This is a genomic window from Actinomyces wuliandei, assembly GCF_004010955.1.
Lineage (GTDB): Bacteria > Actinomycetota > Actinomycetes > Actinomycetales > Actinomycetaceae > Actinomyces > Actinomyces wuliandei.
In genome coordinates this window covers 2,737,006-2,753,496 of record NZ_CP025227.1, presented here as the reverse complement: position 1 = coordinate 2,753,496, position 16,491 = coordinate 2,737,006, and the positions used below count along the sequence as shown (strand labels likewise).

Here is a 16,491-nt window from a genome sequence, read left to right as displayed (position 1 = left end):
TGCTGTCCTTTGCTAGTGGAACAACTTGCTAATTCCCTTATTGACGGCGTTGGCAAACGTTTTGCCGGCCTTGGATCCAGCGAATCCGCCAATGGCTCCACCAATAACCGTTCCAGCGGCAATGCCGAGCGGCCCGCCCAAGGCACCAATCATGGCTCCGGCCTGGGCGCCAGCCCAGGCTCCTCCGTACCCTCCAAGCCCCTGCGCGACGGCCTGGGTCCCTGCCCGGGCAATTTTCTCTCCCTCACCCATGCTGGGGTTGGCGGAGTCCTTCTGGTACTGCTCGAGGCCGCCAAGGCCACCGCTGACCGCGCCGGAGGCCCTCCCGGCCCACTTCATGGCGGTGGTGCCCAGCCTCCAGTAGGGCTGCGTCCTCCAGTTGCCGGGCACGGCGGGCTTCTGGTGCGCCGCCTTGGAGACCCAGTTCTCCAGCTTGGTCTTCTGCCAGAGCGTGGACAGAAGGCCCGTGGGGGAAGTCGCGGGCGCGAACTTGCCCCGGCGGTGCACCTCCGCCCAGCGGGCCGCCGTGACACCGCGACTGGCCCAGCTGTAGGCGGTGTTCGCCGTCGCGGCCGCCCCGGCCGCCCCGCCGGGGCCTTCCGGCTCGACCCCCGAGACCTCCTGGCAGGCCGCCTGCAGGTCGTCGTGGGCGGTGGACTCGTCCTGCCTGATGACAGAGAGGTCCTCATCCAGCTCGCTGTAGGTCTTCTGCTTCTCCTCGTAGTCCGGGTCCGAGGCCTCAGGCTCCAGGATGAGGTCGCCTGAGACCACCAGTCCTGCCTCCGAGGCCCGCGCCCGGGCGTCGTCCAGCCGAGTCTTGACTGAGGACATGGTCTGGGCGAAGGCGTTCACCGCCGTGGACAGCGAGGAGGTCTCCGAGCTGAGCGTGTCGATCGTGGTGCTCTGCGTGCCCAGGCTGGTCTCCGCCGCTGTCGCGGTCAGGCCGGTGTTCTCCGACTGGATCAGGCTGCGGGCCGACGTCACGGTGGCCTCGGCGTCGCCGACCGTGGTCGCTGCCGTGCTCAGGCTCGACGCGAGGGTGAAGGCCGTCTCCGGGAGGACGAGGACTGTGACGTCCAGCGGCATCAGTACGGCCCTCCCTCGAGCTGCCGCGCGCCCTGGGCGCTGGCCTCGTCGACCTCGACGAAGTCGGCCCCCGCCCGGCGCAGGCTCGACGCAATGTTGGTCAGGCCCGTGGCCGTGCTCGCGGTCCGCGAGGACAGCGCGCTGACCGCCTGGCTGACCAGGCTGGTTGAGCGGTCCAGGCCGGAGACCTCCGGGAAGTCTGCGCCGCTCAGCTCCCCTGACGCGGCGTCGGCCTTGCTCGCTGCGGTGTTGAGCGTGTCCGGGCTGATGGACAGGTCCGCCATAGGAACCACGACCTTTCGCGCCGTCTGAACGTGCCTGCGACAGCTGACCCTAATCTGGGTCTATATGCTTCCGCAACCAGCGTCACGCTATCATCACGTGAGGCTTGTCGCCAAGGCGTGCCGCCGTGGCAGCGGCACTAGTGGCACTAGCGGCACTGCGGGGTTGCCCCGCCCGGCCCCGGTCCTTCCGGATCAGGGCAGGCGCCAGTCCACGGGCTGCGCCCCCAGGGACTCCAGGGTCTCGTTGGCTCGGCTGAAGGGGCGTGAGCCGAAGAACCCGCGCGAGGCGGACAACGGCGAGGGGTGGGGCGAGGCGATGACAGGTGTGTCCCCCAGCATGGGGGTCAGGGACTGGGCCGGGCGCCCCCACAGGATCGCCACCAGCGGGCCGCCGCGCTCCACCAGGGCCTCAATAGCCCGCTGGGTGACGGTCTCCCAGCCCCACCCCTTGTGCGAGGCCGGGGCGCCTGGGCGCACGGTCAGGACCCGGTTGAGAAGCATGACGCCCTGCTCGCACCACGGGGTCAGGTCCCCCGAGCCCGGCTGGGGCACATCCAGGTCGGAGACCAGCTCGCGGAAGATGTTCTCCAGGCTGCGCGGGGGCCGCACCCCGGGGGCCACGGAGAAGCTCAGGCCTACCGGGTGCCCTGGGGTCGGGTAGGGGTCCTGGCCCACGATGAGGACCTTGACCTGGTCCATGGGGTAGGTGAAGGCACGCAGGACGTCGGTGCCGGCGGGCAGGTAGCCGTGCCCTGAGGCGACCTCCTCGCGCAGCCTGGCCCCGATCTCGTGGACAATGGGCTCTACCGGGGCCAGGGCGCGTGCCCACGAGGCGTCAACGAGCTCGGACAGCGGTTTGGCGGAACTCACCCCAGAAGCCTAACCAGGCCAGTGCCCGCCCGCGACCATGGCTGCACATCTTCACTTGGCGGGCGCGGTGCCGTTGCTGGCGTGCGAGGCCTTCGAGCTGGTTGTATCCGCCCAGTTCCGCCAGATTCCTATAGGTGGGCGGCTGGAGGCCGTGGGGCGGTGGCTGTGGGAGCGTGTCTATGATGTGCAGCAGGAGTCGTTCTGCACATCATGGGCACGGTGTCGGTCGGCAGATCCCGGTGCCTGGCCTGGCCGATGCCCATGATTCCGCGAGACCCTGCTCCTGTCCCCGCAGCCATGAGGACGGGGCGCAGGCTGAAGATGTGCAGCAAGGGGTGCGCGAGGAGCGGCGGGGTGCGCAGCGGGGCTTGTTGGTCCCCACGATCGGAGTCGAGGCCGGTATCTTGGGAGTGTGAGCGAGTACAACTACCCGGAGGACGAGTTTGACGTCAGTGAGGACGACGCCCCTGTCCCTGTCGGGGTGCACCGGGCGCAGGCACCTCGCTGGCGGGGCTGGGTGCCCCTGCTTGCCGTCATCATCGTCGTCCCGGCCCTGGCTTGGGGTGTGGTGACTCTGCTCGGGCAGCGCGGCGGTGACGGGGACTCCCCCGGTGGTGCTGCGGTGGCCTCAGGCGCGGCCGACGACGGAGGCGGCCAGACCCCGGGTGGCGACGGGGAGGACGGCGCCGATCAGGAGACCCAGGACCCCGGTGCCTCGCAGGAGGCTACAGACGACCCCACGCAGGACCCCACCGACGCCTCGGTGGACTACACGCTGGGAGTCACCGTCTACAACGGGACGACGACCAGCGGCCTGGCAGGACGCAGCGGTGATCGGCTCAGCCACGCCGGCTTCGCCTCGGTCACGGTCCCCGAGGGTGTCTACCAGGGCTCTGAGCCCACCGAGACGACCATCTACTATGCCAGCCCTGAGGACCGTGGCACGGCAGAGGCCGTGGGTGAGCAGCTCGGTATCGACAACGTCGTCGAGGACGCCGCCAGCGCCTCGTCCAACCCCATCGTCATTATCCTGCGCGAGGACTTCCAGGAGTGACCCCGGCGGCACGTCCCGGCCGCCGCGATGTCCTTGCTGCTGGGGCCGTGTCTGCTGGGGCCGTGTCGCTGGCAGCCGGGGTGTGGGGCGTCCCCCGGCTGCACGCCGCGCTGAGGCCTGATCCTGAGGCCCTGAGCGAGGGCGTGGTCGTCGGGGCGCACGGTACCCTCCAGGTGCTGCCTCCAGGGGAGGGCGTGGACTACCTGCCGGGGACCCGGCTCCCGGCCGACCCGGCTTCCTGGGGCATGGACCCGCAGCAGCGCGACGAGCTGGCCGAGCGCGCGGCCCGGCGCCAGCAGGGGGCGCGTCTGCCGCGCGGGAGGTGGGGGTCGCTGGCTCGGGAGGCACTCGCCGACCTCCTGGCCCTGACCGGGCCGACGCTCGTGGGCGACGGTGCGGCAGGGGGCGTGCTGGACTTCCCTTCCGGTGCCGTGGCCGCCGCGCCGGTGGGGGGCTGGCGCTACGTGTGGCCCCGGGACGCCTCCTTCGGCGCGGCGGCCCTCAGCAGTGTCGGCCTGTACCGGGAGGCTCTTGGCGTCCTGGGGTGCCTGGCCTCCTGGCAGGACGAGTCGGGAGCCCTGGAGGCCCGCTACACCCTCAGCGGGAGACCCCCTGACGACCGGCCTCGCCAGACTGATGGCGTGGGCTGGCTCATGTGGGCTGTGGGGCGCCTGCTGGCTGACGGCGCCTCCGTGGCCGAGCTGGAGGAAGCCCTGGGTGCCTGCCTGGTCCGCACGACCTCCCGGCTCCTGCGGCTCACGGATACCGCCTCCCACCTTCCGGCGGCCAGCCCGGACTACTGGGAGGTGCCCGAGTCCGTCCTGACCCTGGGCACGGCCGCGCCGGTGCTGCTGGGCTTGGAGGCTGCGCTGGGGCTCGCCCGGGCGGGAGCGGACCTGGGGGTCGCCCCGGGGGAGCTGGAGGAGCGGGTTGCCACGGTGCGCCAGGCGGTGGAGCGTGGCTTTGCCCCCGGATGGGGTAGGCACGTGCGTCAGGACGACGTCGACGCGGCACTCGCCTTTGTCCTGCCGCCCTTCACCACGGAGCTGGCCGGGGCGCGTGAGGTGAGGCAGGACGCCGTAGCGCGGATGTCGCGGCCCGCCGGGGGCGTGGCTCCCGGCTCGTCCTGGCGCAGGGACGGCGTGTCCTGGACCCCGCAGACGGCCCTGCTGGCGTGGTCAGGTGTGGTGCTGGGCATGGAGGAGGGGCAGAGGCTCCTTGGGTGGCTGGAGTCTCACCGTACCCGGGCGGGGGCTCTCCCGGAGAAGGTCCTGGCTGACGGCTCCCCGGCGGGGCCCGCCCCCCTGGCCTGGACCTCAGCGCTGGTGGTGCTGGCTGCCGGAGCGTGAGCGGGGCTGGTTCCAAGATCCGAGGGTGTACGTGGAACGTCAGGTGGCTGCCGGAGCGTGAGCGCGAGCGGGGCTGGTGCTCCCCGGGGGTGTCGACAACGCGGCATGCAGGGGGACAGAACCAGAGGGGTACTGTCCAGGGGCGGGTGGTCCCGGGCTGAGGCCGATGCCCCGCCCGGAGGTGGGTGGTCCCGGGGCTGGGTGGGTCAGGTCTGTGGGTCAGCTCCGTGGGCCAGGTCCTCAGGTGGTCCCGGGGTGGGAGAGAGGGTACGGTGACGAGTCGCTTCGCCGTCGGAGGATTCCTGGGGACGTCAGACCTGAGCGTCTTGCACTCAAGCCCCGAGAGTGCCAGCATTGCGGTTAGCACTCGGAGCCTTCGAGTGACAACGCACATGGCTGGGCCGTGAGGGTCGGTGCCGGGCGTGACGTGAACGCCCGGGACTGGTCCGTCCGTCGCGGGCGCGGGTCGGCCGCACCTACCACGCAGTGGAGGAGACCTAATGTCCAAGATCATCGCCTTCGACGAGGAGGCCCGCCGCGGCATGGAGCGCGGCCTGAACACCCTGGCTGACACAGTCAAGGTCACTCTCGGCCCCAAGGGCCGCAACGTGGTCCTCGACAAGAAGTGGGGCGCCCCCACGATCACCAACGACGGCGTGACCATCGCCAAGGAGATCGAGCTGGAGGACGCCTACGAGAAGATCGGTGCCGAGCTCGTCAAGGAGGTTGCCAAGAAGACCGACGACGTCGCTGGTGACGGCACCACCACCGCCACCGTCCTGGCCCAGGCCCTGGTGCGCGAGGGCCTGCGCAACGTGGCTGCCGGTGCCAACCCGATCGCCCTGCGTCGCGGCATCGACAAGGCCGTCGAGGTTGTTGTCGAGCGCCTGCTGGCGGACGCCAAGGACGTGGAGACCCAGGAGGAGATCGCCGCCACCGCCTCCATCTCCGCCGCTGACGAGCAGATCGGTGAGCTGATCGCTGAGGCCCTGGAGAAGGTGGGCCACGAGGGCGTCGTGACCGTCGAGGAGTCCAACACCTTCGGCCTGGAGCTTGAGGTCACCGAGGGCATGCGCTTCGACCGCGGCTACATCTCGCCCTACTTCGTCACTGACGCCGACCGTCAAGAGGCCGTCCTGGAGGACGCCTACGTCCTGCTGGTGGAGTCCAAGATCTCCAACGTCAAGGACCTGCTCCCCCTCCTGGAGAAGGTCATGCAGGCGGGCAAGCCGCTGGCGATCATCGCTGAGGACGTCGAGGCCGAGGCCCTGGCTACCCTGGTGGTCAACCGCATCCGCGGGACCTTCAAGTCCGTGGCAGTCAAGGCCCCCGGCTTCGGGGACCGCCGTAAGGCGATGCTGCAGGACATGGCGATCCTCACCGGCGGTACCGTCATCTCCGAGACAGTCGGCCTGAAGCTGGAGAACGCCACCCTGGAGGACCTGGGCCAGGCCCGCAAGGTAGTCGTCACCAAGGACGAGACCACCATCGTGGACGGTGCTGGGGACAAGGAGGCGATTGACGCCCGTACCTCCCAGATCCGCATGGAGATCGAGAACTCCGACTCCGACTACGACCGTGAGAAGCTCTCTGAGCGTCTGGCCAAGCTGGCGGGCGGCGTGGCCGTGCTGAAGTCCGGTGCCGCCACCGAGGTGGAGCTCAAGGAGCGCAAGCACCGCATTGAGGACGCCGTGCGCAACGCCAAGGCAGCGGTCGAGGAGGGGATCGTCGCTGGTGGTGGCGTGGCCCTCCTCCAGTCTGCGGCCCAGGCTCTGGAGTCCCTGGAGCTGAGCAACGACGAGGCTACTGGTGCGGCGATCGTCAAGGTGGCTGTGGAGGCCCCGCTCAAGCAGATTGCTGTCAACGCCGGCTTTGAGGGTGGCGTCGTGGTGGACCGCGTGCGCGGCCTGCCCATCGGCGAGGGCCTCAACGCCGCGACCGGCGAGTACATCAACCTGCTGGAGGCCGGTATCGCCGACCCGGTGAAGGTGACCCGTTCCGCGCTGCAGAACGCGGCCTCCATCGCCGGCCTGTTCCTCACCACCGAAGCCGTTGTGGCGGACAAGCCGGAGCCCCCGGCTGCTCCGGCCAACGGTGGTGGTGACGAGATGGGTGGCATGTACTGATCTGCCACCCTGCGGCCTGGGCCGGGTCAGTGAGCCACTGAGCCGGACCTGGTCGCTGAGCCACGGTGGGGTCGTCTCTCTCACGAGGAGGGGCGGCCCCACCGCTTGTGCGCGTAGGCGTGCATGCCGACGGCGTCCTCAGGCGCGCCCGAACCGCCCGGTGTTGGCCGACTCGGCGTCGTCATAGGAGGTCGCGGCCTGGTCCAGAGCCAGGCTGATCGTCTCCAGGGTGGCCTGGACCTGGAGCTGGGTGAGCCGCCACTCCTGCGCGCACACGGCCATTGAGGCCGAGGCTGCCCCGGCCCACACGTTCTCCAGCGCCCCGATGTCGGCCTGCATCCCGTCAACCTCGGTCTGAATGGTGGCGATACGGCTGCGCGCCCGCGCCGCAGTGTCTGCGATGGCGCTGGTGTCGACAGAGAAGGCAGGCATGACAGGGACCCTTTCATCAGTCTGGTAGGTGACGCCTGGCGGCGTACGCCCACCCTAGGGGCCAGGAGGTGCTGGCCGGGCTAGAGCCAGCCGTCCTTGTGGGCTGCCCCTGCATCCGCCCGCCTGTGGTGCCGGGAGGGTAGGAGGCGGAGGGCCTGGTAGGTCGGTCAGGTAGTAAGCTCGTGCGGTTGGGGGCTGCCTGGTGGTAGTTGACATCAAGCGGAGCCGACTAGTCTGTGTGGGCAGCAAGCCCAGTGGGCTGGCCCGAGCTCGTCTGGACCGTCTCCCTGTCGTCCCTAGCTGTCCCTACCCCAGCTCGCAGGATTGCCAGAGCGTGCCTCGCGTAGCTGCCTGGCTTCCTGGGCCTTCTCCCTGAGCCTCTCGGTGAGACGCAGACGAGCCGCCTCCGCCTGGGCGCCCCGGTCAGCAGCGGGCTCGCCCTCTGCAGGGTAGCGGGAGCGCGGGGCTGCCAGGAGAAGGTCGAGGTCCTCGGCGCAGGACTCCATGGAGGTGCTCAGCGCTAGGTCCGTGTCCGTGCTCCTGTCAGCCGACCGGACCGACCTCCCGTCTGCGGTCGGCGGGACGAGGCGGGGAACCCCCGTGGCAGGTGTCCGTGGGGAGGAGGCGGATACCGGCGTCGAGGAGGATGCCACGGGAGGCGTTGAGGACGGGGGCAGGGCGACCGGTGCCTCGACGGAGCTTGTGACCTCGGCGGCCAAGGAGGATGATGGCACCGCGACGCTCCCGGCTGTCCGGGTACTCGCAGCAGCCACGGTGGTGCTGCAGTCGCGAGGTGGGCGAGGGTCGTCAGGCTCCTCGGCCAGGCTGGAGGAGGAGCAGTCGGCAGAGCGGGGCTGGCGGCTCGGCGCAGACTCTGACTGCCAGGGGCAGCAGTCGGTGTGCTGCCCCGCCTCGTCCGGGGTGAGTCTGGCCAGCTTCTCCGTCAGACGCTTCCTTTCTGCCTCAAGGTTCTGCCGTGCGGGCAGCTCCCAGTGCTCACCCAGAGGGGAGTGGAAGAGCCTGTCACGGCCCAGGAGCCTGCCCACGATCACCAGGCGGGTCTCCAGGTAGGTGGCCAGGGGGACGTGGGCGTACTCCTCACGCAGCAGCCGCAGGTACTCCTTGTAGGTCTGCGGGTCCACCGCGAGCGCGCCCAGGTCCGCGTCGGCCAGGGCTGCCGCGTCCATGTCACCGGTGTCCGGGGTGTGCCCTCTGAGGCTGAGGATGAGGTTCCGGACGCGGGCCGTCGTCGGTTCCGGGACGCCGAGGTCGCCCAGGTCGTGGACAGCCACCTCGGCGGAGGCCTCCTCGTTCTCGCCGCTGCTGTGCTGCCTGGTCTCCTGCGCACTGGTGGAGAACACGCAGCCGTGGTACCAGGTGGCGACCCGCATGATGTCGGGACTGTGGGACTCGTCCGCCAGCTCATCGACACGCGCCAGCATGTCGATGAGATGGCGGAGGTTGTGAAAGCGGCGGTCCGGGGTGGACCACCGCTCAATGAGGTGCTCACCACGGGAGTGGACCTGCTCGGCGGAGGCCGTGGCGCCTAGTGCCCGCAGGCTGCGGGCGAAGGCGGGAAGAAGCCACTGCGGCGCGTCGGTGACGCCCATAGGTCTGTCTCCAGGATCGGGTAAAGGACAACTGCCATCGTAGGACTACCTGCTGGAGGAAGTCGAAGAAAGAGTGTGTCTCTCCCGCCACGTCCTTGTGCCTGCCCTCTAAGTACCTGCCTCCTGATGAGCGGGATGACCGGGGCGGCCCGTCCTCCTTCCCGGAGGCGACGGGTGCCCTGTGGTGTCGTCAGGCAGCGGCAGCTCGATGTGGACTGTCGCGCCGCCCCCGGGTGTCTGGAGCATCTGCACGGTGCCGCGGTGGCGCTCCACGATGCCCAGCACGATCGACAGCCCCAGGCCAGAGCCTCCTGTCTCACGGTTGCGTGAGGAGTCGGAGCGGTAGAAGCGCTGGAAGACCTTGTCTGCCTCGTCGGGGGGGACCCCGGCTCCGTGGTCGCGGACCTCGACGACGGCCACCTGGTACTCCGCAGTGTCGGTGCTGACCCTGGACGCGGTGCTCGTTCCCACCGCGATCTCCACCGGTGTCCCGTCAGGAGTGTGGCGCACCACGTTACCCAGGAGGTTGGTCAGCACCTGGCTCAGCCGGTCCTTGTCCCCCACCACCGTCACCGAGGGGGCGTCCTGGCCCGCCGCCTCCGCCTCAGGGTCGAGCGGGACGAGGGCACAGTCCCGGTCAGGGGCCAGGACGGCCATGTCGGACAGGGCGGCACCAGCCAGGTCGGTGAGGTCCACCTCGGTCATGTCCATCTGCCGACCCTCGTCCATGCGCGCCAGCTGGAGGAGGTCGTCCACCAGCCGTCCCATGCGGTTGGACTCGTCCTCAATGCGCCCCATGACCTCGCTCGTCTTCTCGGGCGAGACCCCGCCCATCCGGTAGAGCTCCCCGTAGCCTCGGATCGCGGCCAGCGGGGTACGCAGCTCGTGGGAGGCGTCGGATATGAAGCGTGTCATGCGCTCCTGGGCCACCACCTGCACGGAGAAGGCGTGCTCGTTCTGGGACAGCATCGTGTTGAGCGCCCGCTGGAGGGACCCCACCTCTGTCGTGGGCGGCTCGGTCACCAGGATGCGGGCGGAGAGGTCCCCCTGGGCGATCCTTCCTGCCACGCCCTCGATCTGGCGCAGCGACCGGAAGGATCGGCGTACCAGGTAGGTTGCGGTCAAGGCGCCTAGGAGGATGATGATGATGTCGGAGAAGAGCACCACCAGGTTGGTGCGCTCCAGGGTGCTGGTGACGTCCTTGAGGGGGAGGGCGATGGCGACGACGCCGATGTACTCCTGGGTGCGGTCATCCTGCATCAGCATGATGATGACCCGCCACTGGCTGGCGGGCTGCTCCGACTCCACGGTGACCAGCTGCGGGCGGCCCTCGTGCTCGAGAGCGGTCTCAAGGTCCAGGGCGTCACCGAGCCTGGGCGTGCCGTAGCGGGCTGCTGTCCGGGGGTTGATCCACGGGCCGTCGTTCTGGCCGTTCTCGTTCTTCGCCTCGACGTAGTAGGTGGTGGGCAGGTCCCCGTTGCCGGGGTTGTTGCGGATGGCCCGGTTGCCGAAGGCCTCGGCCGTGGTGGTCAGCTGCTCGTCGATCTGTCCCAGCATCTGGTTGCGTAGCACGAGGCTGACTACGAAGGAGACGATGACCAGGCCCAGGGCGAGCAGGACGGTGATCATGACAGCGAGCCGGGTCCTCAGGGGCAGTGCCTGAACCGGTCGCTGGATCGCCGTGATCGGGTGCCACCGGCCCCGTTTGATAGGGCGGTGCTGCTTGCTGACCGGCCGTGAGGTCCAGGCGCGTGCGCGCGCCCTCATTACTCGCTCTTGGGCTCACGCAGCATGTAGCCCACGCCGCGGCGAGTCTGGATGAGGGGGACCACGGGCTGACCGTCCCGGCCTGTGATCTGGTCCACCTTGCGGCGCAGGTAGGAGATGTAGGACTCGACGATGGCCGCGTCCCCGTTCCAGTCGTACTCCCAGACGTGGTCGAGGATCTGGGCCTTGGAGACCACGCGGCCGGCGTTGAGCATGAGGTAGCGCAGCAGCTTGAACTCGGTGGGGGACAGGTCGACCTCGACGCCGGAGCGGTGGACCTCGTGGGCGTCCTCGTCCAGGATCAGGTCCGCGACGTGGACCACCCCGTCGTCCTCGTTCTCAGTGGCGTGCGTGCGCCTGAGGATGGCACGTATACGGGCGATGACCTCCTCCAGGCCGAAGGGCTTGGTCACGTAGTCGTCGCCCCCGACCGTCAGTCCCTGCACCTTGTCCGCCATGTCGTCACGGGCGGTGAGGAACAGGATCGGGGTCGTGACGTCACGCTCGCGCAGACGGCGGGCAACCGTGAAGCCGTCCATGTCGGGGAGCATGACGTCCAGGACGACCAAGTCTGGCTCCCCCCTCTCCACGTTCTTCAGCGCGCTGTTGCCGTCGCCGGCCACGGAGACCTCAAAGCCGGCGAAACGTAGTGATGAGGCAAGTAGGTCACGGATGTTCGGCTCGTCGTCGACGACGAGCAGATGAGCTTCGGTGCGAGACTGCTGGGAACGCTCCATGAACGACACCTTCCCCCTCGGTCCTGGGCAACTCCTGAATGTTATCAGTGCGAGCGCTGCACCGGAGGGGGTGAGATCGGGGTGGGCGGATGTGCCGGGCGGGTCGGGGCACCAGCGGGTGGTGCCCGGCGGACTCAGAGGAACTTCGCGGGGTCGAAGTCGGCCAGGGGGATGATGCGCACTCGCGGCAGGGCGATGGTGAAGGCGTCCACGTCGCTCTCCAGGTCGTGGATGGTCAGGCCTCGGGCCTCCAGCGCCGCGAGGTGGGTGTTGAGGAACTCCCGGAAGCACAGGACCCCGACACGGGCTCCGGCGTCCAGGAGCCTCTCCACCTGGGGGATGTAGTCACCGTCGTGGGAGCCGAGGAGGACGTGGACGTCCTGGCCCGCCTCGACCTGAGCGGCCAGGGTGTCCAGGGTCCGCTGGATGCCGGTGTCGACGACCTTCTCCTCGGGCAGGCCCGACCCTGCCAGCGGTACTGGGCGGTAGTCCATGGCCAGCAGGGCCTGGATGAAGCCCATGGGCATGTGACCTGAGGTGGCGTTGAGGAAGAACAGGGCGCGGGCACCCTCCTCGCCCTCGGTGCTCGACAGCTGGTCGCAGTAGGCGAGCACCCGATCCCACCGAGGGCGCTCGTCCGGGTCGGGGCGACGTCCCAGGACGCTCATTCCCAAGGTGGCGTCGATGTTCTCCCCATCGACGAAAAGATAGGTAGAGGCGGTCATGGGGTCATGGTAGTGGTGTGCTCCAGGAATGCGGTGTCAACACGGTGTCAACGCAGCCGGTGCGCGCGCTGCGCCGCCGTGGTCCTGTCCGTCCGCCGGTGCTTTGTCCCGGTTTGTGCCGCCGGGGCTGCGGCTGAGGCGGGTGCAGCCCCGGCAGGGTGGCGGGAGCCTGGTAGGAGGTCAGTGGGATCAGTAGGAGGAGCCGTCCTCGCTCGGGCGGGTCTGCGCCTTGAGCTCCTCGAAGGCGGCGTCAAGCTGTGCCCCGTCACCTTCTGTGATCTGCGCGGTGGGGGTCGTCGGGGGGAGCGGCGTGGCCTGGCCGGTCTTGAGGGCGGCCAAACGGGCCTCTGCCTCCATGCTGGTACCCGAGGCCTCCAGCTCAGCGAACTGGGACTCCAGAGAGGACCCGGCCAGCTCCGCCTGCCCTGCCGCCTGGGCCTCGACCCGACGCACCTGGTCCTCGTAACGGGCCAGCTCGCTGGTGGGGTCCAAGACGTTGATTGACCGGATCGCCCCTTGGACCTTGACCTGGGCCTGGGCGGTCTTCTGCCGGGCGAGCAGCTGGTCCCGCCGGGACTGGAGCTCACTGAGCCTCAGCTCCATCTGCTGCAGCCCGTTCTTGAGCTGGTCGACGACCTGGCGCTGCGAGGCGATGAGAGGCTCAGCCGCCTTGGCCTCGTTCTCGGCGTTGATCTGCTTGGTCAGGGCGACCTTGGCCAGGGAGTCCCACTTGTCGGCCCCGGCGGCGTCCCCTGCGGCGCGCAGCTGGTCCGCCTTGCGCGAGGCGGCCAGGGCCTTGCCGCCCCAGTCCCGGGCCTCGGCCAGGTCGGCCTCGTGGTCCTTCTCCGCCAGGCGCAAGTTGCCCACGGTCTGCGCGACGGCGTCACGGGCCTCGGCGATAGAGGTGGAGTAGTCGCGTACGAGCTGGTTGAGCATCTTCTCCGGGTCCTCGGCCCGGTCCAGGAGCGCGTTGATGTTGGCGCGGGTCAGCTGGGCGACGCGTCCCAGGATCGACTGCTTCTCAGCCATGGGTGCAAGTCCTTCTGTCGGTGCGCGGCGGCGCAGGTCCGCAGCACGGTGGTGGGGCCGATACTTCCAGGTCCTCGGCGCGGCAGGCAGGTGGTACGGCGCCCTGATCGCTCAGGGCATGATGGTGGCGCGGTATCCAGCCGTGCGGGGTTCCAGGCGTCACATGGGTCAGAAGCCGCCACCGCGACCTCGGAAGCCGCCGCCCCCGCCGAAGCCTCCTCCTCCGCCTCGGAAGCCGCCGCCCCCGCTGAAGCCTCCGCCAGGGCGGGGCCCAGGTGCGCCCCAGCCCCCGTACCTGCGGGGTCCTGAGCCTCCACCGAACAGGATGCCTCCCAGGACCAGAGCACCCAGGGTGTCAGCGCCAGGCCCGTTGAACGAGCCGCTGGGGCCGCTGCCACCCCTCACGTCGGCCTCCGCCAGTGCCTGGGCCTGCGCCACGAGAGACTCCCCGGCGGCCACCTCGGCCAGGGCCGCTACCGGGTCCGCCTTCTGTGCCGTCGTGGCGGCGCTGGCGTGCCTGGAGGCCTCGCTCAGGGCGGTGCGCGCCGAGGCGCCCACCACGCCCCGGTGGGTGGTGATGTAGGCGGTCACTGCCTCCACCTGGGAGTCCAGCCGACTCAGGCGGGAGCCGACCGAGGCCCGTGCGCGAGAGATGTTCTCCTCCTGCTCCCGTGCCGGTGCCAGGGCGGCGTCAATGGCGGCCTCAGCCCGTGCCAGGTGGTCGAGTGCCGCCAGTGGGTCCCCCGACGGGCTGGGCCCGCTGGCGGCCCGCCCCTCCTGGACCGCCGCCTGCGCGTCCTCCACCAGGGGGCGCAGGGTCGCCTCGGGTACCGCGTCGGCAAGTCGCTGCGCGTCTACCAGGTCAGAGGAGATCGAGGCGATAGCCGCCTCCAGGGCCTCGCCCGCCCTCTGAAGGCGCTCCCGCGCGGTGGTCACCTGCGCTGCCAGGTCGTCCGCCTGGGCGATGGCCCCCTGGGCGATGCGCACCTGCTCGACGGCTGCGGCATTCTGCCCCTGCTCGATGCTGCTGCGGGCCTGGTCCAGGGCGGTGCGGCCAGCCACCAGGAGCCTGCGGGCCTGGGAGGGGGCCTCGGAGACGCTGGTGAGGGAAGGGGCCGGGTAGGCGGCGTGCAGGGTCACTAGCAGGCTCTCGGCCACAGTGATGGCCTGCTCGGTCTCCTCAGCCCTCTGGGCGGTCTCCGCGACAGAGGTCGGCAGGCTCGCCTCGATCCCCCGGCGCGCGCTGAAGGCCTGCGCCTGGACGCGGATCTCCTCCACCGCAGCCTCACAGCGCCTGAGGATCTCGGCGCTCATCTGGCGCTGCTGCGCCTCGGTCTCAGGGACGTCGTCATCCAGGGCCTGGCGCAGCTCGAAGGACCGAGCCACGTGCTCACGCGCCCGGTCCAGGGCGGCGGTAAAGGCGTCTGTCGCGGACAGCCCGAACTGCGCCTGGGCGTAGGAGAGCTCCTCGGCCGCGGAACGCACGGTGTCGTCGGCGTCTACCAGGGCACTGCCGGCCCGGACCCGCAGCTCCTCAAGAGGCAGGGCGTCAGACTGCCTGTCGCCCCCGGCCCCCGCGCTCGTGGCGGTCGCCCCGCCCTGGTCCTTCCGTCTTCTGCGCGAGGCAGCCCAGGCTGCGGCGCCACCGCCCACGGCGACAGCCCCCACCCCCAGGGACAGGACGGCCGGGCTGACCGAGCCGGATGCGCCCATGCTCTCCGGAATGGAGGCGACAGCGGCGTCGTAGCGCTGCTCGCCCAGCTCCTCCCTGAGGGCGTCGTCAATGCGGTCGAGCTGGGAGTCGGAGATCCGGGAAGTGCCTGCCCTTGTCTGGAAGCTGTAGGTGCGCGCTGACGGGTTGTCGCTGGGGATGTTGATGACCAGGACGGCGTCGTCGTCGCCGAGCCTGGTGTCGTTGAAGACCGCCTGGGCGGTCTCCGTCGCGCTCCTGCCGGGGTCGGAGACGGTCAGCACCCACAGCCCGACCCCGTGGTCGGAGGCCATGCGGGCGACCACGTCCTCGGCGGCCGACCGGTCCAGGATCCCCAGCTCGTCGGTGACGTGGCTGGTCAGGACTGTCGGGGAGCCCGAGGCGTCTGAGGGTGCGCCTGAGCCCGTGCCGTGCGCAGGCAGCACAGGTCGTGTGGCTCCCGGCTCGGCGGCGGGGGCAGCCAGGGCGCTGACGGGCACAGCCAGGGTCCCTGCCAGGAGGAGGCCGCAGGTGGTCAGCAGGGTCAGGACGCGGGTGGGAGGCGAGGGTGCGTGCGGCATCAAGGCCATGGTCGCTGCCAGGTGGGCGTGAGGCAAGCCCGTCCTGCCCTTTTTCGCCCAAGGCGGCAGGCGCGGCCGACCCGTGCCAGCGGCGGGGTGGTGGCTAGCATGAGTGGTATGCGCGAGACGACCAGTACGCATGTCCCGGACAGGGGCGGACCGCGGCCCCGGCGTCCGGAGGGCTCCGGCTCCTGCCGGGTCCCGGACGGTCGTGTGGTACCCACGGCCTCCCCGCAGGCATCTTCCCTGCGGACAGCCTTGCCTCCCCCGTCGGCCTCCCTGACGGTCACCGTGGTCCAGCCCGAGGAGCGCGCCCCGCTGGGGCGGCTGGGGGAGTGGCTGCGCGCCGAGGGTGTCGGGCTGCGTACGGTCAGGCTGTGGCGCGGGCAGGAGGTGCCCGCTGTGGAGCAGGTTGACGACGCCCTGGTCGTCCTGGGCGGTGCGATGAGCGCTCATGACGATGGCACCTGCCCGTGGCTTGCGGACCTGCGTGGACTCCTGCGCCACGCCGCCCGCAACGACCTCCCCACGGTGGCCGTCTGCCTGGGTGCCCAGGTGGCCGCCGAGGCCCTGGGAGGCCAGACGGCGGTGCCCTCCCCGCACGGCAGGGAGGGTGGTGTCGTGGACCTCCACCTGACCCGGGCGGCACGAGAGGACCCGCTGCTCGGCCCGGCTGCCGAGGCTGCAGCGCGCGAGGCTGCCGACCTGGGCCTGCCCGTGTGGCACGACAGGCGCCTGCCTGCCATCGTCTCCCACGACGACGCCGTGGTAAGGCTCCCCGACGACGCGGTCCTCCTGGCCTCCTCGGCTCAGTGCCCCCTCCAGGCGTGGCGGGTCGGAGGGCTCCTGGCCCTCCAGCACCACCCGGAGTCCTCGCCCCAGCGGGTCGGCTACTGGCAGGCGCGCAGCGTGCTGCGCAGCCAGGGTGTCGCGGGGGCGAGCACCATGGACCAGGAGGACATGCCCCGGTGGGCAGTGGCTGCTGGCGAGCGCGCCCAGCGCCAGGCGCAGGAGGCAGACCCTGTCATCCGGGCCTTCGGACGGGCACTGGCCGTCTCCCTGGTGGGACAGGCCCGGGGGCGTGGCGCAGGCCAGGGAGGCCAGGGGTAGCGCGGAGGCAGCCCTGGGGCAGGCAGGTGGCGCCAGGAAGC

The 16,491-nt window shown here is 70.3% G+C and carries 14 protein-coding genes; 4 read left to right on the top strand and 10 right to left on the bottom strand.

What is annotated here, in order from left to right:
• Positions 1-12: 12 nt before the first annotated feature.
• The 3 genes from CWS50_RS11350 to CWS50_RS11340 form a co-directional block, all read right to left on the bottom strand.
• A complete protein-coding gene (locus CWS50_RS11350) occupies positions 13-1,086 on the bottom strand; it encodes a hypothetical protein (protein ID WP_127842879.1) in 1,074 nt (357 codons plus the stop codon).
• Positions 1,086-1,370: a hypothetical protein gene (locus CWS50_RS11345; protein ID WP_127842878.1), complete on the bottom strand. Its 285-nt coding sequence runs from the start codon at positions 1,368-1,370 to the stop codon at positions 1,086-1,088. Before CWS50_RS11345 ends, CWS50_RS11350 begins: the two co-directional genes overlap by 1 nt.
• A gap of 192 nt (positions 1,371-1,562) precedes the next feature.
• Positions 1,563-2,240, bottom strand: a complete 678-nt coding sequence (locus CWS50_RS11340) for a uracil-DNA glycosylase (RefSeq protein ID WP_127842877.1) — start codon at positions 2,238-2,240, stop codon at positions 1,563-1,565.
• 412 nt (positions 2,241-2,652) lie between these two features.
• On the opposite strand from CWS50_RS11340, the gene CWS50_RS11335 reads away from it, so the two are divergent.
• The 3 genes from CWS50_RS11335 to groL all read left to right on the top strand — a co-directional run bounded on the left by CWS50_RS11335 (position 2,653) and on the right by groL (position 6,769).
• A complete protein-coding gene (locus CWS50_RS11335; RefSeq protein WP_127842876.1) occupies positions 2,653-3,294 on the top strand; it encodes a LytR C-terminal domain-containing protein in 642 nt (213 codons plus the stop codon).
• Entirely contained in the window at positions 3,291-4,643 is a 1,353-nt protein-coding gene (locus CWS50_RS11330) for a glycoside hydrolase family 15 protein (protein ID WP_127842875.1), read from the top strand. Before CWS50_RS11335 ends, CWS50_RS11330 begins: the two co-directional genes overlap by 4 nt.
• Positions 4,644-5,143: 500 nt before the next feature.
• Positions 5,144-6,769, top strand: coding sequence for a chaperonin GroEL (gene groL, locus CWS50_RS11325; protein ID WP_127842874.1), 1,626 nt, complete (start codon positions 5,144-5,146; stop codon positions 6,767-6,769).
• A gap of 138 nt (positions 6,770-6,907) precedes the next feature.
• Here groL and CWS50_RS11320 read toward each other — a convergent pair whose 3' ends face one another.
• The 7 genes from CWS50_RS11320 to CWS50_RS13675 form a co-directional block, all read right to left on the bottom strand.
• A complete protein-coding gene (locus CWS50_RS11320) occupies positions 6,908-7,201 on the bottom strand; it encodes a WXG100 family type VII secretion target (RefSeq protein WP_127842873.1) in 294 nt (97 codons plus the stop codon).
• A 296-nt stretch (positions 7,202-7,497) separates the two neighbouring features.
• A complete protein-coding gene (locus CWS50_RS11315) occupies positions 7,498-8,811 on the bottom strand; it encodes an HD domain-containing protein (RefSeq protein ID WP_127842872.1) in 1,314 nt (437 codons plus the stop codon).
• A gap of 108 nt (positions 8,812-8,919) precedes the next feature.
• Entirely contained in the window at positions 8,920-10,578 is a 1,659-nt protein-coding gene (locus CWS50_RS11310) for a sensor histidine kinase (protein ID WP_127842871.1), read from the bottom strand.
• Complete coding sequence (locus tag CWS50_RS11305) at positions 10,578-11,315, bottom strand: response regulator transcription factor (protein ID WP_127842870.1); 738 nt, start codon at positions 11,313-11,315, stop codon at positions 10,578-10,580. The genes CWS50_RS11310 and CWS50_RS11305 overlap by 1 nt, the downstream gene beginning before the upstream one ends.
• Positions 11,316-11,449: 134 nt before the next feature.
• The gene (locus tag CWS50_RS11300; RefSeq protein ID WP_127842869.1) at positions 11,450-12,040 is read right to left on the bottom strand and encodes an NYN domain-containing protein; all 591 of its coding nucleotides are present in this window, start codon (positions 12,038-12,040) and stop codon (positions 11,450-11,452) included.
• 189 nt (positions 12,041-12,229) lie between these two features.
• Positions 12,230-13,069, bottom strand: coding sequence for a PspA/IM30 family protein (locus CWS50_RS11295; RefSeq protein WP_127842868.1), 840 nt, complete (start codon positions 13,067-13,069; stop codon positions 12,230-12,232).
• A gap of 168 nt (positions 13,070-13,237) precedes the next feature.
• Positions 13,238-15,340, bottom strand: coding sequence for a TPM domain-containing protein (locus CWS50_RS13675; protein ID WP_243118319.1), 2,103 nt, complete (start codon positions 15,338-15,340; stop codon positions 13,238-13,240).
• Between the two features lie 117 nt (positions 15,341-15,457).
• Between CWS50_RS13675 and CWS50_RS11285 the strand changes: the two genes are divergently transcribed.
• The gene (locus CWS50_RS11285) at positions 15,458-16,450 is read left to right on the top strand and encodes a type 1 glutamine amidotransferase (protein WP_127842867.1); all 993 of its coding nucleotides are present in this window, start codon (positions 15,458-15,460) and stop codon (positions 16,448-16,450) included.
• Positions 16,451-16,491: the final 41 nt, after the last annotated feature.

What these genes read in the sequence shown, in the direction of transcription:
- CWS50_RS11350 (WP_127842879.1), bottom strand. Translation starts at nt 1,086, where the DNA reads ATGCCGCTGGACGTCACAGTCCTCGTCCTCCCGGAGACGGCCTTCACC.
- CWS50_RS11345 (WP_127842878.1), bottom strand. Translation starts at nt 1,370, where the DNA reads ATGGCGGACCTGTCCATCAGCCCGGACACGCTCAACACCGCAGCGAGC.
- groL (WP_127842874.1), top strand. Translation starts at nt 5,144, where the DNA reads ATGTCCAAGATCATCGCCTTCGACGAGGAGGCCCGCCGCGGCATGGAG.
- CWS50_RS11320 (WP_127842873.1), bottom strand. Translation starts at nt 7,201, where the DNA reads ATGCCTGCCTTCTCTGTCGACACCAGCGCCATCGCAGACACTGCGGCG.
- CWS50_RS11315 (WP_127842872.1), bottom strand. Translation starts at nt 8,811, where the DNA reads ATGGGCGTCACCGACGCGCCGCAGTGGCTTCTTCCCGCCTTCGCCCGC.
- CWS50_RS11310 (WP_127842871.1), bottom strand. Translation starts at nt 10,578, where the DNA reads ATGAGGGCGCGCGCACGCGCCTGGACCTCACGGCCGGTCAGCAAGCAG.
- CWS50_RS11305 (WP_127842870.1), bottom strand. Translation starts at nt 11,315, where the DNA reads ATGGAGCGTTCCCAGCAGTCTCGCACCGAAGCTCATCTGCTCGTCGTC.
- CWS50_RS11300 (WP_127842869.1), bottom strand. Translation starts at nt 12,040, where the DNA reads ATGACCGCCTCTACCTATCTTTTCGTCGATGGGGAGAACATCGACGCC.
- CWS50_RS11295 (WP_127842868.1), bottom strand. Translation starts at nt 13,069, where the DNA reads ATGGCTGAGAAGCAGTCGATCCTGGGACGCGTCGCCCAGCTGACCCGC.
- CWS50_RS13675 (WP_243118319.1), bottom strand. Translation starts at nt 15,340, where the DNA reads ATGCCGCACGCACCCTCGCCTCCCACCCGCGTCCTGACCCTGCTGACC.
- CWS50_RS11285 (WP_127842867.1), top strand. Translation starts at nt 15,458, where the DNA reads ATGCGCGAGACGACCAGTACGCATGTCCCGGACAGGGGCGGACCGCGG.